General features: G+C 67.3%; 13 protein-coding genes. 5 read left to right on the plus strand and 8 right to left on the minus strand.

The annotated features are described in order from the left end of the window. The 3 genes from mnmA to ACWDNU_RS04965 all read right to left on the minus strand — a co-directional run bounded on the left by mnmA (position 1) and on the right by ACWDNU_RS04965 (position 3,725). On the minus strand, positions 1 to 1,095 hold the full coding sequence (gene mnmA, locus ACWDNU_RS04955; RefSeq protein ID WP_449667840.1) for a tRNA 2-thiouridine(34) synthase MnmA: 1,095 nt from the start codon (positions 1,093 to 1,095) through the stop codon (positions 1 to 3). 4 nt (positions 1,096 to 1,099) lie between these two features. Then, positions 1,100 to 2,296, minus strand: a complete 1,197-nt coding sequence (locus tag ACWDNU_RS04960; RefSeq protein ID WP_449667801.1) for a cysteine desulfurase family protein — start codon at positions 2,294 to 2,296, stop codon at positions 1,100 to 1,102. Between the two features lie 64 nt (positions 2,297 to 2,360). Further along, a complete protein-coding gene (locus ACWDNU_RS04965) occupies positions 2,361 to 3,725 on the minus strand; it encodes an MFS transporter (RefSeq protein WP_449667802.1) in 1,365 nt (454 codons plus the stop codon). Positions 3,726 to 4,165: 440 nt separating this feature from the next. On the opposite strand from ACWDNU_RS04965, the gene ACWDNU_RS04970 reads away from it, so the two are divergent. Continuing rightward, the gene (locus ACWDNU_RS04970; protein ID WP_370940547.1) at positions 4,166 to 5,071 is read left to right on the plus strand and encodes an NADP-dependent oxidoreductase; all 906 of its coding nucleotides are present in this window, start codon (positions 4,166 to 4,168) and stop codon (positions 5,069 to 5,071) included. A gap of 425 nt (positions 5,072 to 5,496) precedes the next feature. Here the strand turns inward: ACWDNU_RS04970 and ACWDNU_RS04975 are convergent, their stop codons facing one another. The 4 genes from ACWDNU_RS04975 to ACWDNU_RS04990 form a co-directional block, all read right to left on the minus strand. Continuing rightward, positions 5,497 to 6,381: a lysophospholipid acyltransferase family protein gene (locus ACWDNU_RS04975; protein WP_449667803.1), complete on the minus strand. Its 885-nt coding sequence runs from the start codon at positions 6,379 to 6,381 to the stop codon at positions 5,497 to 5,499. Continuing rightward, positions 6,378 to 7,160 (minus strand): GNAT family N-acetyltransferase, encoded by a 783-nt coding sequence (locus ACWDNU_RS04980; protein WP_449667804.1) that lies wholly within the window; start codon positions 7,158 to 7,160, stop codon positions 6,378 to 6,380. The genes ACWDNU_RS04975 and ACWDNU_RS04980 overlap by 4 nt, the downstream gene beginning before the upstream one ends. A gap of 174 nt (positions 7,161 to 7,334) precedes the next feature. Then, positions 7,335 to 8,294 carry an electron transfer flavoprotein subunit alpha/FixB family protein gene (locus ACWDNU_RS04985; protein ID WP_449667805.1) on the minus strand — a complete coding sequence of 320 codons (960 nt, stop codon included), beginning with the start codon at positions 8,292 to 8,294 and terminating at the stop codon, positions 7,335 to 7,337. A gap of 28 nt (positions 8,295 to 8,322) precedes the next feature. Next, on the minus strand, positions 8,323 to 9,108 hold the full coding sequence (locus tag ACWDNU_RS04990; protein WP_370939680.1) for an electron transfer flavoprotein subunit beta/FixA family protein: 786 nt from the start codon (positions 9,106 to 9,108) through the stop codon (positions 8,323 to 8,325). A gap of 243 nt (positions 9,109 to 9,351) precedes the next feature. On the opposite strand from ACWDNU_RS04990, the gene ACWDNU_RS04995 reads away from it, so the two are divergent. Next, complete coding sequence (locus tag ACWDNU_RS04995) at positions 9,352 to 10,191, plus strand: DegV family protein (protein WP_449667806.1); 840 nt, start codon at positions 9,352 to 9,354, stop codon at positions 10,189 to 10,191. Here ACWDNU_RS04995 and ACWDNU_RS05000 read toward each other — a convergent pair. Further along, positions 10,169 to 10,600: a hypothetical protein gene (locus ACWDNU_RS05000; protein WP_449667807.1), complete on the minus strand. Its 432-nt coding sequence runs from the start codon at positions 10,598 to 10,600 to the stop codon at positions 10,169 to 10,171. The genes ACWDNU_RS04995 and ACWDNU_RS05000 overlap by 23 nt on opposite strands. 53 nt (positions 10,601 to 10,653) lie before the next feature. Here ACWDNU_RS05000 and ACWDNU_RS05005 point away from each other — a divergent pair, with 53 nt between their 5' ends. From ACWDNU_RS05005 to ACWDNU_RS05015, 3 genes are read left to right on the plus strand one after another with little or no spacing between them, the layout of a single operon-like run. Then, positions 10,654 to 11,427, plus strand: a complete 774-nt coding sequence (locus ACWDNU_RS05005; RefSeq protein ID WP_449667808.1) for a methyltransferase domain-containing protein — start codon at positions 10,654 to 10,656, stop codon at positions 11,425 to 11,427. Then, a complete protein-coding gene (locus tag ACWDNU_RS05010) occupies positions 11,424 to 12,953 on the plus strand; it encodes a 1,4-alpha-glucan branching protein domain-containing protein (RefSeq protein WP_449667809.1) in 1,530 nt (509 codons plus the stop codon). The genes ACWDNU_RS05005 and ACWDNU_RS05010 overlap by 4 nt, the downstream gene beginning before the upstream one ends. 17 nt (positions 12,954 to 12,970) lie before the next feature. Then, on the plus strand, positions 12,971 to 13,462 hold the full coding sequence (locus ACWDNU_RS05015) for a glutathione peroxidase (protein ID WP_449667810.1): 492 nt from the start codon (positions 12,971 to 12,973) through the stop codon (positions 13,460 to 13,462). The last annotated feature ends 96 nt before the right edge of the window (positions 13,463 to 13,558 follow it).

The raw sequence follows: 13,558 nt of genomic DNA on the forward strand, positions 1-13,558 counted from the left end.
TCAGCGAGTGCCAGAGATCTTGGCGCTCCCGAGCACGAGGTCGCCAGCCTGGTCGTCTTGCCGATAAAGGACAACGACCTGGCCCGGTGCCACACCGCGCAACGGCTCGCGCAGCTGGATGGAGACTTGCCCGTCTTCATCCACCTCGGCGACCGCATCGGCGATGCCTCCGTGCGCGCGAACCTGGACGGTGCATTCAGTCGGTCCGTCCAAGGCTCGCCCGCTCGGCCAGATCGCCCGGTCCGCGTCAATGGCCTTGACACCGAGGTCTGCGGACGAACCGACCTTGACCGTGCCCGAAACAGGTTCGAGCGAAAGGACATAACGAGGTCGCCCGTCAGCGGCCGGCGCGTCGATGCCGAGGCCTTTCCGCTGGCCCACGGTGAATCCGTGCACGCCGGTGTGGCGTCCGAGCACCGCGCCCGTCTCCGCATCGACGAGTTCGCCAGGACGCTCGCCGAGCCGCTTCTCCAAGAACTTCTTGGTGTCGCCGTCCGGGATGAAGCAAATGTCGTGGCTGTCCGGCTTCCGTGCCACGGAAAGCCCACGCTGCTCCGCCTCAGCGCGCACGTCCGACTTCCAGGAGTCGCCCAGCGGAAACATCGCATGGCGAAGCTGCTCTGGCTGCAGGGAAGCCAGCACGTACGACTGGTCCTTGCCTTCGTCCGCGCTCCGGCGAAGTTCCAACTCGCCGTCGACGGTCGCCAGGCGCGCGTAGTGGCCGGTCGCAACAGCGTCGAACCCAAGAGCGAGCGCCTTCTCAAGCAGCGCCTCGAACTTGATTTTCTCGTTGCAAGTCACGCAAGGGTTCGGCGTGCGGCCGGCGGCGTACTCGCCGACGAACGTCTCGACGACCTCTTCGGTGAAGCGCTCCGCGAAATCCCAGATATAGAAAGGGATACCGAGGATGTCGGCGGCCCGGCGGGCGTCGTGTGAGTCCTCGATTGTGCAGCAGCCGCGGGAACCCGTCCGCAGCGTGCCAGGTTGAGCCGAAAGCGCCAGGTGCACTCCGACGACGTCGTGGCCGGCGTCGACTGCACGCGCAGCGGCGACGGCCGAGTCGACTCCTCCGCTCATTGCGGCCAATACCCGCATTGCTTTACACCTCTTGCTTCTGCGTCTGCTTGCGCATGCCGGCGAGACCGGCCTGTCGGGCACGAGTGACGACGCCACTGATCTCTCGGGCCAGGGTATGTACGTCGTCCAGTGTCGACGTGTGACCAAGCGAGAATCGGAGTGAGCCGCGGGCTGCGGCGGCGTCTGCCCCCATTGCCAGGAGGACATGACTTGGCTGCGCGACACCCGCGGTGCACGCCGAACCGGTGGAGCACTCGATGCCCTTGGCGTCCAAAAGCATCAGCAGGCTGTCGCCCGCGCAGCCGGGGAAAGTGAAGTGAGCGTGGCTCGGCAAACGCTCACCGTCGCGGCCATTAAGGATCGCGTCCGGGACTTCGCGCTGAACCGCGGCGACGAGTTCGTCTCGCAGCTTCTCGACCCGGGCGGCGTACTCCGCGCGGCCAGCGATCGACGCTTGGACCGCAGCGGCGAAGCCGGCGATCGCTGGGACGTCGAGAGTGCCCGAGCGAACGCTGCGTTCCTGGCCACCACCGTGAAGGACGGGGACGCACGAGGTGTCTCGATCGAGGAGAAGCGCGCCGACACCGTACGGGCCGCCAAGCTTGTGGCCGGTCAGCGTGAGTGCGGCTGCGCCGGATGCGGTGAAGTCGACGGGAACCGCACCGACTGCCTGAACGGCGTCGGTGTGCAGCGGGATCGCGTATTCGTTGCAGACCTCGGCGAGAGCAGCGACCGGATTGACAGTGCCGACCTCGTTGTTCGCCCACATCACCGTTGCGAGGGCAACCGTCTCCGGGTCCGAATCAATCGCGGCGCGGAGCGTTTCCGGCGACACCCGGCCTTGGTCGTCCACCTCAAGCCAAGTGATCTCGGCACCGGAGTGCTGCTCCAGCCACTCGACCGTATCGAGGACCGCGTGATGTTCGACCGTGCTGCACAGGATGCGACGCCGACCCGAATCCTCGCCGTTCCGGGCCCAAAAGATGCCCTTGACCGCGAGGTTGTCACTCTCAGTACCGCCGCCGGTGAAGATGACTTCCGACGGCCGCGCGCCCAAGGCCGCTGCGATCACTTCGCGTGCTTCCTCGACGGCCCGCCGAGCTCGCCGTCCCGACGAATGCAGCGCAGAGGCGTTGCCCACGGTGGACAAAGCCTCAGTCATCGCCGCAATGGCTTCGGGCAGCATCGGAGTGGTTGCCGCGTGGTCGAGATAGGTCATCGCTCTATCAGGGTAGACCGATGCGGCCTGTGACGAAGCTCGCCCCAGGTCGCGGAGTGGCACGTCACACCTGTTTCGGCCACCTGCTCGTGAGTCGGACGCCGAGCAGCGCGAGCAGGACCAGGGCGACACTGAGCAGTCCCATCGCGGCAGAAGGCTGAGAGGCGGAGGCGACAGCGGCCAGAAGCACCCCGCCGAGGCCGATGAGCAGCGCTGATCCGACCCAGTCGGCGAGCTGCATTGCGGACGTGTTGAACCCCCGCTCCCCCTCTGGCGAGTAGCGCAGCAGGAGAACCGAGACGGCGGGCATCGCGATTCCCATCCCGGCGCCGCCGACTGCGCAGACGGCGAAGGCCACCCAGGCGGGGAACCACGGTTGGGCGACAAAACCGAAGCCGACCAGACCCACCGCTACGAGAACGAAGCCGGTGCGCAGCGATGCCTCCCGCGACCAGTCGAGGAACCGGCCTTGGAGAGCCGACGCAGCGGACCAGCCAAGCGCGGTGATGGTCAGCGGCAAGCCGGCGAGAGCGGGGCTATAGCCGTGGACCGCGGTCATAGTCAGCGGGAGATACGCCTCCATGCCCGCATATGCGCCGGCGAGCAGGGCGCGAGAGGCGACCACCGTGGGCAATCCGGGACGAGAGGACATGGTTCCGACGGGCAGAAGCTTGCGCAATGCGACGGCGAGCGCGACAAGACCCACAGCCCCGTAGGCAAGCGCGGCAGGCGATGGGTGTTGTGCGGCCCAGCTCAGGGCGGCGACTCCGAGCGCCGCTACAACAGCGGCGAGGACGCCTGCGCGGCGTCCGGATGGCAGCGGCACATGGGCGGGCAAACCGCGAGTGATCTTGTAAAGGAGGACGACACCGATCCCGACCAGCGGGAGCAGCCCGAGAAAGACCCATCGCCAGCCGACGGTCACGGTCACCACGCCGGCGACGGACGGGCCGATGACCGCAGGGAGAACCCAAGCAGCAGCGTTGGCCGCATAGATGATGGGGCCTTCGCGGTCGGTGAACGTCAGGGCGATCAACAGCGAGACGGACACCAGCAGAAACCCCGAACCGAAACCCTGCAGCGCACGGCCGACTAGAAGCACCGGCATTGTGGTGGCGATACCTGCGACAGCCAGTCCTGCGGCGAACAGCAGCGGCCCCACCAGCAGAGCTGGCGCTGGTCCTCTGCGGTCGCCCAGTCGTCCGGACAAGACGGTGGCGACGACGCTGGCCACGAGGAATGTGGTGAACGGCCAGGAATAGAGGGCGAACCCGTGCAGTTCGGCGACCAGCGTCGGCATCGCAGTGGCGACACCCATGTTTTCGAAGGCCACCAGTGTGACCACGAGCAACAGACCGACGGTGACAAGACGGTGTTCGCGACTCCAGAGGACGCTTTTTCGAGGCTGTGCTTCGACGGTCTGACTCATGATCGCGAGCTTGCAACCTCCAGCGCTCTGGAGGTCAAGCCGTCCGCCGGCCTTTCGGGGTGGGCAGTGGGGCACATCGCATCAGGTTGGAATTCGCCATGCCAGGGCGAGGTTCGGCGGCTCAAAGCTGGAGAAGCCGGACCTGCGGGCTCTCTGCGGGGTGCAGCGTCCGGGTAGCCGGGGGCAGTTGGCGCAGGATGTCGCTGACGCCGGGTAACTGCTGGCGTTGGAGTGGTCGCCTAGACCGATGAATCGGGGTTCTCGTGCGGCACCATCGGGCGCTGTATGCGCCACGACGTCGGGTCAGGCGAGGGTGATCGAGTGCGACAGGGCGAGGGTGTTGCCGTTTACTGGCGAATCGAGCGTGCGGCTCGGAATGCGCCGGATGCTGGTTGGCTTTAAGTAGGACGTACGGCGACCAAAGGAGAGTGCGAACCGAGATGCGAGCCATCACATTCGCCGAGTACGGCGGACCCGAAGTGCTGCAACTGAAGGATGTTCCGACGCCAGAGCCCGGTCCGGGGCAGGTCCGGGTCGCTGTCCGCCGCGCGGGGATCAACCCGATCGACTGGAAAATTCGTTCCGGGGCGATGGCCGGCGGCGCGGCGCTCGAGGGTCCGCAGATCCCGGGGCTGGAGATCGCGGGTGTGGTCGACGCGGTGGGCGACGGCGCTGAATTCGCCGTCGGAGACGAGGTGTTCGGCTGGTCGGCGACTGGCGGGTACGCGGAGTTCGCGATCGGCGGAGCGGTCGTTCGCAAGCCAGCCGACCTCTCCTGGGATGACGCGGCGGCGTTGCCGGTTGCTGGCGAAACCGCGCTCCGCGTGTTGCGTCTGCTCGACGTCAAGGCTGGCGAGCTATTGGTTGTCCACGGAGCGAGTGGCGCTGTCGGTCGGTTCGCGACACAGATCGCAGTCGCGTTGGGCGCGACGGTGATCGGAACGGCTGGACAGCACAATCTCGATGAGGTGAAAGCGCTGGGCGCGATTCCGGTGCGTTATGGCGACGGGTGGCTGGAGCGGGTCCGTGAAGTGGCGGACCGTCCGGTCGACGCGGTGTTCGATGCCTCCGGACATGGCGTTTTGCCGGAATCGGTCGAGTTGCGAGGGTCGAAGGACCGCATCGTGACCATTGCCGACGGCGCGGCGTTCCAGCTCGGGCTGTCTTTCTCGTCCGGCAGCCGGGATGGGACGACACAAGAGGTGCTTAACGAGATCCTCGGATATGTACACAATGGACTGCGGATCGCGCAGGGGAAGACCTTTCCTTTAGAGGAAGCGGCAGCTGCACAGGAGGAGAGTCAGAACGGCCACCCTGGCGGGAAGCTCACTATTGCCGTTTCCTGACCACGATCGTCGGCTAGGCTCGAAGACGGTGTGGCTCGGGGGACCTGACGGATCGATGTCGCCAGTTTGCGGCGACCGCGTCTAGTGGACGTTGCCGCTCAATGGCGAAAGGCTGAGCACTGGGAACGGACCCGAGCGACTGTCGCCACTCAGCGGCGACAAATGCGGGGCGCGGCAACCAGGTGCATCGACGCGAGCGATTCGTCGCCATCCCGCGGCGACGGATGGCGGGCGCGGGTATAGGTGGCGGGACGGGAAGCTGTAGCCAATCTGCGGCGAGGCGAGTTGGGTGGCTGTTGCCGTTGGGCGGCGAATGGGCTGACCGCAGTCGGTCGAAAGACCAACCGGCACGAGTCGGAAGACTGCGGAGGGGTGTCGCCAAAAAACGGCGACACCCCTCCGAGAGTCCGTGACCAGGTAGTTCGTCAGTGCGCGACCGGCTGGGAGGGTGTGCGACGGCCCACCAGAACCCGGCGGCGCTGCGGCGGGATGCGGACTGTGCCGAGGGCCGAGTGGACAGCGGCCTCGGCAAGGGCCGCCAGCGAACGGCGGTCTTCGGCGCGGCCGGGGGCGATCTCCGGGCACACGTGTACTTCCAGGACCAGACCGCGCAGCGCGGCGACCCGGCGCAGGGAGGCGATGAGGGACTCCGGCCCGATGAACGCCGGCTGGCTGGTTTCGCGTCCGTCGGCGAGTCGGTAGCGAAGCGCGATCGGCCGGACCGGGACGCCGCCGTCGATCGCGGCTTGGAAGGTGGCCGTCGTGAAGCGGCCGGAGGCCAAGCCGCACCAGGTGGTGCCCTCGGGGGTGACGTTGACGAGCGCGCCGGCGCGGAGGCTGTCGGCCAGTTCGGACATCGTGCCCGGCAAGGTGCGCAAACGGTTGCGGTCCAGGAAAATGCTGCCGCCGCGACGCACCAGCGTGCCCAGGATCGGCCAAGAGCCGATTTCGATCTTCGCTAGCGCACGCATCGGGCGTAGAGCGTTGACGGCGATGATGTCCAGCCACGAGATGTGGTTGTTCACCACGAGCGCGCCACGGCCGGCCGGAGCGGCAAGGAAGTCCGCACCGCCCACGACGGACATCCGCACGCCGAATGCCCTCAGCACCGCCCGGAAAATCCGGCGCAGCAAGCGTTCCCGGCTCCGGCCGCGAATCGCCAGCAACACCGGTGCGACCAGCAGCGCCGCCAAGACCACGGAAATCGCTGCAGTGAAACGCAAAATTCGCCGCGGCAAGGCGACCGTCGGTGCGCCTTCGGTGAGGCAACCGTCACCGCAGGGCGACGTCGGCATCCAAGCGTGACTCATCCTTGCGCTCCGAGGAAGAACTTCAGGTACCGCTCGTCGACCTGCTGCAGATCAAGAAGGACAAAGAAGTCCGCGACCCCGAAGTCGGCGTCGAGGGCAGGGGGACCACACACTTTGGCACCGAGCCGCACGTAGCCCTTGATCAGCGGCGGAAGCGTGGCTCGGTCGGGACGCGCGATCGCGCCTGGATCCCACGGGGTCAACGGTGAGACGCGCAACGAGTCGTCCGCGTGGTGCTTGGTGCGCAAGACATCCCAGACACCCGCCGCGTAGCTGCCGCCGTCGTTCAGCTGGACCGAAGCGCAGCCGGCGAGGTAACGGTGTCCTGAGAGGAGCATGTAGCGCGCGATCCCGGCCCACACCAGGCTCACGACGGCACCGCTGCGGTGGTCGGGGTGGACGCAAGACCGTCCGGTCTCGACCAAGGACGGTCGCAGCGCGGCGAGCGTCGTCAGGTCGAATTCGCTGTCGGAGTAGAGCTTTCCGGCCTGCGCGGCGCGTTCCGGCGGAAGCATGCGGTAGCAGCCGACGATCTCGCCGGTGTTGTCGTCGCGGACCACGAGGTGGTCGCAGAATTCGTCGAAGTAGTCGACATCCCGGCCGGGCTCCGGGGAATGCAGTTCCGCCCCCATCTCCTCGGCGAAAACCCGGTATCGCAGTTTCTGCGCGGCGAGCACTTCATCGTTCCCGTTGGCGACCAGAAGCGAATACCGCGGCGCGCCTGCGGGAAGGTCGGCACCCGCCTGATCAGTACTGACGAGGAGCTGTGACGACGTCATGGTCAAGGTGTACCTGCCGGTAAGCGGCCTCGGAGAGTGCCAATCGATGACCGGTCAGTGCACGTTGAGTTAATTGCGGGTTCTCAGGTTCCTCTCAGACAGACGAGAAGGTTCCGGAGAACGCGGAAGGCCGCCGCGTGGCGAGCACGCGACGGCCTTCCGGGCGAAAAAACGTCAGCCCTTGCGCTTGTCGACAGCCTCGGTCAGCTGCGGCGCGACGTTGAACAGGTCGCCCACCACACCGAAGTCGGCGATCTCGAAGATCGGAGCCTCGGCGTCCTTGTTGACGGCGATGATCGTCTTCGACGTCTGCATGCCGGCGCGGTGCTGGATCGCGCCGGAGATGCCGAGCGCGATGTACAGCTGCGGCGACACCGTCTTGCCGGTCTGGCCGACCTGGAACTGCGCCGGGTAGTAGCCGGAGTCGACAGCGGCACGGGACGCGCCGACAGCCGCGCCGAGCGAGTCGGCCAGCTTCTCGACGACGTCGAACTTCTCCGCCGAGCCGACGCCGCGGCCACCGGACACGACGATCGACGCCTCGGTCAGCTCCGGCCGGTCGCCGCCCACGACCGGCTCGATGCCGGTGATCTTGGCGGCCTTCGCCGGGTCCTGCGCCGGAATCTCGACGGTCTCCTCGGCAGCCGCGCCATCGGCGGCCTCCGCCTCGACCGCGCCCGGACGCACCGACACGACCGGCGCGCCCTTGGCGGCCTTGGCCTTCACGGAGAACGCGCCACCGAAGATGGACTGGTCCACGGAGCCGTCGGCATTGACGCCGACCGCGTCGTAGAGCAGACCGGAGCCCAGCCGCAGCGCGACTCGCGCGGCCACCTCCTTGCCCTCGGCACTGGCGGCGACGAGCACCGCGGCCGGGGAGACCTGCTCGGCGAGCTTCGCGAGCACGTCGACCTTCGGGGTCACCAGGTAGCCGGCAGCGTCGTCGCCCTCGGCGACGTACACCTTCGCCGCGCCGTGGCCGGCGAGCGCTTCCTTGGCCTTCGCCGCGGTGCCGGTCGGGCCCACCACGACGGCGGAGGGCTCGCCGAGGGCGCGCGCAGCGGTCAGCAGCTCGAGCGTGACCTTCTTGACATCACCGTCGACGTGGTCGACGAGGACGAGTACTTCAGCCATTTTCCGGAATCCTCCTCGAAACCGTGTCTCAGATGAGCTTCTGCGCGACCAGGTACTCAGCGACCTTCGAGCCGCCGTCGCCCTCGTCCTCGACCTTCTCGCCCGCGGTGCGCGGCGGCTTCGGCGAGGCCTCGACGACCGTCGACCACGCGTTGGCGAGACCGACCTCGCCCGCGTCGATGCCGAGGTCGGCGATGGTCAGCGTCTCGACCGGCTTCTTCTTCGCGGCCATGATGCCCTTGAACGACGGGTAGCGCGGCTCGTTGATCTTCTCGCTCACGCTCACCAGCGCCGGCAGGTTCGCCTCGAGGTGGGTGATGCCGTCTTCCGTCTCGCGGTCGGCCTTCACGGAGGAGCCCTCGACGGTCAGCTGGCGCACGTAGGTCAGCTGCGGCACGCCGAGCAGCTCGGCGAGGATCGCGGGCACGGCGGCACCGCGGCCGTCGGACGCCTCGTTGCCGGCCAGGATCAGGTCGAAGCCCTCGACCTTGCCGACGGCGGCGGCGATGACCTTCGCGGTAGCGATGGCGTCGGAGCCGTGCAGTGCCTCGTCGGACACGTGGATGGCTTTGTCGGCGCCCATGGAGAGCGCCTTGCGGATCGCGTCGGTGGCGCGGTCCGGGCCGACCGAGATCACGGTGACCTCGCCCTCGCCGGCTTCCTTGATCTTGAGGGCCTCTTCGACGGCCTTCTCGTTGATCTCGTCGAGCACGGCGTCGGCGGATTCGCGGTCAAGGGTGTTGTCGGAACCGGAGAGCTTCCGCTCCGAGTAGGTGTCCGGTACCTGCTTGACCAGGACAACGATGTTCGTCATGGGTCTTCTTCGACCTCCCGGTTGGGGCCGGCTCTCGGCCGCGGGACAGTGCTCTACTGAGCGGTAGATTAGGGGCAATTCCGCGGCCGGACCCCTCGAGGTGACGGCATTCACCTGGATGAGCAATCTATTGGGACCATCGTCCCGGTAGTTGACCGGTTAGCCCGTCCAGCGCGCCGCTCGCCCGATCGGAGCAACGGTCACTTACTCGCAGTAGGCCGTTAGGGGTTACGCTCCGGCACCATGTCCGCGCACATCGCCGTAGTCACCGACTCGACCTCGTGCCTGCCCGAGCAGCTCGCCGCTCAGTGGCGAATCAGTGTCGTCCAGGTCCAGCTGCACGTCGGAGACCAGACGGACGACGAGCACCGCTTCGACCGGAGCGAGCTCATCCAGACCATGAAGACCGGCGCGGCCGTCACGACTTCGCCGCCCGATCCCGGTGCGTTTTTCTGGACCTACCAGGACGCGGCCTCAGCCGGCGCGTCCGCCATCGTGAGCCTGCACATCTCCGGACGGCTTTCGCAGACCGTCGAAGCCGCCCGCGAAGCCGCACAGCAGGTGCGGATTCCGGTGCACATCCTCGACAGCGGGACGGCCAGCATGAGTCTCGGCTACGCAGCGGTGTCCGCCGCCCGCGTCGCCGGAGCCGGCGGACAGCTCGAGCGAGTCCTGGACGCCGCGGAACGACGAGTGCGCAACTCGACTGAACTGATCTACGTGGACACCCTTGAGTACTTGCGGCGATCGGGACGGATCGGAGCTGCCCAGTCGATGCTCGGAAGTGCGTTCGCGATCAAGCCTCTGCTCACCGTCCGCAACGGGGAGGTGAGCCCCCTCGCCCGTGTTCCCGGCACTAAACGAGCGATGAACCGGCTCGTCGACCTGGCAGCGAAGGCCGCCGGCGACCAACCCGTGGACCTGGCGGTGACTCGCTTCGGCTCCGACGAGAGCGAGGTCGTCCGGAAGTTGCGGGAGCGCGTGCCCGGCGCGGGCGAGATCGTGGTGGGCGACGCGAGCACCGTGATAGGCGCTCACGTCGGCCCGGGTGCGCTCAGCATCACGGTGTCGCCGTCGAACTGACCTCGATTCGCCGCCCCGGGACCACAAGCACCACGAGCGGCAGCAGGACCGTCACCGCGAGCCCGCCGATGATGAGCACCTGGTCGAGTTGCGGAAAGTGCCCGACGTGGCCGGCGTGGTAGATGAGGTGCGGTACGGCGAACAGCAGGGCCGCGACCGCCACCAGCCGCGCGACCGTTGTGGTGCCCATCACGGCAGCGCCGACCAGCATCGCGCCGAGCGCCAGGCTGAGGCCGCCGAAATCGATGATGAAGTGCTCGTTGTACGGCCCGTCCATGGAGACCCAGCCGTGCCGGAAACCGGGGAAGTCCTGGTAAAACCCCATCGGGTCGAGCAGCGGCCAGAGCCCCTGCACCAGGGTGTAGAGACCGAGCAGGATCAGGAGGATGCGCGTGATCGTCCGTTGCATACGGCTGGAACGAGACGGCTGCGCGAAACGTGACAGGCGCTAGGGTCGCGCAGGTGACCAACGCAGCCACCCGGGCCGAGGCACTGCACCTCACCGGCGAACGAACCGTCCCCGGCATCCCCGAGGAGAATTACTGGTTCCGCCGCCATGAAGCCGCATACCTCGCCCTCCTCCCCCACTGCGCCGACGCGACAGTGCTCGAAGCCGGCTGCGGCGAGGGCTACGGGGCCGGGCTTATCGCCCAGCACGCCCGCCGAGTGCTCGCGCTGGATTACGACGTGCCGACCACCGAGCACGTCGCAAGCCGGTATCCGGATGTCGCCGTCGCGCGGGCGAACCTGGCATACCTCCCGCTGCGGGACGGCGCCGTCGACGTGGTGGCGAACTTCCAGGTGATCGAGCACCTGTGGGACCAGGGCGGTTTTCTCGCCGAATGCTTCCGCGTCCTGCGCCCGGGCGGGAAACTGCTGGTCACGACCCCGAACCGGCTCACTTTCACTCCGGACAGCGACACCCCGCTCAACCCGTTCCACACGCGCGAACTGGCACCGTCCGAATTGGACGGACTGCTGCGCGCGGCCGGATTCACCGTCGCGGCGCTGAACGGGCTGCACCACGCGGAAAACCTGCGTACCACCGAAACCCGCTACGGCGGCTCCATCATCGACGCCCAGCTGGACGTCGTAATGGGCTCCCTTCCCGGACAGGCCACCTGGCCCGCGGACCTCCTCGCGGACGTCGCGGCGATCCGGGCCGACGACTTCTCCGTGCACGACGACGACCTCGACGCGAGCCTCGACCTGGTGGCCGTGGCGGTGCGCCCGTGAGCGCCCGGAAGTCCGAGCACGAAGGCACGTTCTGCCTCGTCCTGCACAGCCACCTGCCGTGGCTGCCGCACCATGGCAGCTGGCCGGTCGGCGAGGAATGGCTGTACCAGGCGTGGACGCATTCGTACCTGCCGGTCGTCGACCTGCTGCGCCGTTTCGCCGCTGAGGGGCGACGCGACGTCTTGACGCTCGGCATGACGCCAGTGCTCGCCGCCCAGCTTGACGATCCGTACGCCATCCGCGCCTGCCACGACTGGGTCGGCCATTGGCAGCTGCGCACGCAGCACGCATCGACGCTCTGGCACGGCGATCCGTTGCTGCGCAACCTCGCTGCCGCCGAGCACCAGGCCGCGATGCACGCCACCGAGGAGCTGGAAACGCGCTGGCGGCACGGTTTTTCGCCGATCCTGCGGTCGCTTGTGGACAGCGACACGATCGAGCTGCTCGGCGGACCGCTGGCGCATCCGTTCCAGCCGCTGCTGGACCAGCGGGTGCGACGGTTCGCCCTCCAGGCGGGGCTAGAGGACACCGCGCTGCGCATTGGCCGCGCACAAGAGGGTATTTGGGCACCTGAATGTGGTTATGCACCGGGAATGGAACAAGATTATCACGACGCCGGTGTGCGACGCTTCCTTGTCGACGGCCCTTCACTCCATGGTGACACCTCGGCCGCGCATCCCGTCGGAGACTCCGACGTCGTCTGCTTCGGCCGCGACCTCGAAGTCACGTACCGGGTTTGGTCGCCGAAAGCAGGCTATCCAGGCCATGCGGCGTACCGGGATTTCCACACCTGGGCGCACGAAGTCGGACTGAAAGCGTCGCGCGTCACCGGAAAAACCGTTGAGCCACAAGATAAATCCCCGTATGACCCTGCGCTCGCCGCGGACGTTCTGGGTTCTCACGTCAAGGATTTCGTCGAAACAGTCGTCGCACGGCTGCGATCCCTCCGTGAGCAACACGGCCGAGAATCGCTAGTGGTTGCTGCCTACGACACGGAGCTCTTCGGGCACTGGTGGCACGAGGGTCCCGCGTGGCTCGAAGGAATCTTGCGCGCGCTGCCCGAAGCAGGCGTCCGCGTGACCACGCTGCGCGGCGCGCTCGAGGCTGGCCACCTGGGCGAGCCGGTCCAACTGCCCGCGTCCTCGTGGGGCTCTGGCAAGGACTGGCGAGTCTGGGACGGCGAACAGGTCGCGGACATGGTGCAGGACAACACCGCGCTGCAGACCCGGCTCCTCGACTTGGTCGACAAGCAGGATGGGACCACTCGCGACACCGTTGCCGACCAGGCCGTCGCCGAGGCGATGATGGCGCTGTCCAGCGACTGGGCATTCATGGTCACCAAAGACTCCGCCGCCGACTACGCCCGCCGACGCGCCCGCGTGCACACCGAACGATTCGATGCCCTGGCAAGGTTGATCCGCAGCGGGGATCGAGCTCGCGCGCTTGCCCTGGCCGAGGAATACCGCCGGGCCGACGGCCCGTTCGGACATCTGGACGCGCGCGCCCTGCGCCGTCCTTCCGCGTGACGATCGAAGGGAATTCCATGGGAATCCGCGACCTGCCGCTCAAGACGCTGTCCGGCGACGACGCCACTCTCGGCGGCCCGCTGGCCGGCAAGACGCTGCTTGTAGTGAACGTGGCGTCGAAGTGCGGGTTGACGCCGCAGTACACCGGTTTGGAGCGACTGCAGGAACGCTACAGCGACAAGGGCTTCTCGGTTGTCGGGTTCCCGTGCAACCAGTTCGCCGGCCAAGAGCCAGGCACCGCGGAGGAAATCCAGACGTTCTGCTCCACCACGTACGGAGTTTCGTTCCCGCTGTTCGAGAAGATCGACGTCAACGGCGAAGACCGACACCCGCTCTACGCGAGCATCACGGAAACGCCCGACGCGGATGGTGAAGCCGGCGACGTGCAGTGGAACTTCGAGAAGTTCCTGATCAGCCCGGACGGCAAAGTGCTCGGCCGCTTCCGCCCGCGCACGGAGCCTGAAGACGAAACGATCGTCGCGGCGATCGAAGCGGCACTGCCTGCTTGAGCTTCGGTCGTGCTCTCCGGCCTGCGTTTACCCTGGCCGGAGAGCATTCGCCGTTTTTCGGCAACTGACTACCGGCGCGGAGCCAGCCGGGTTCTG

Source organism: Amycolatopsis sp. NPDC003676, from assembly GCF_053587275.1.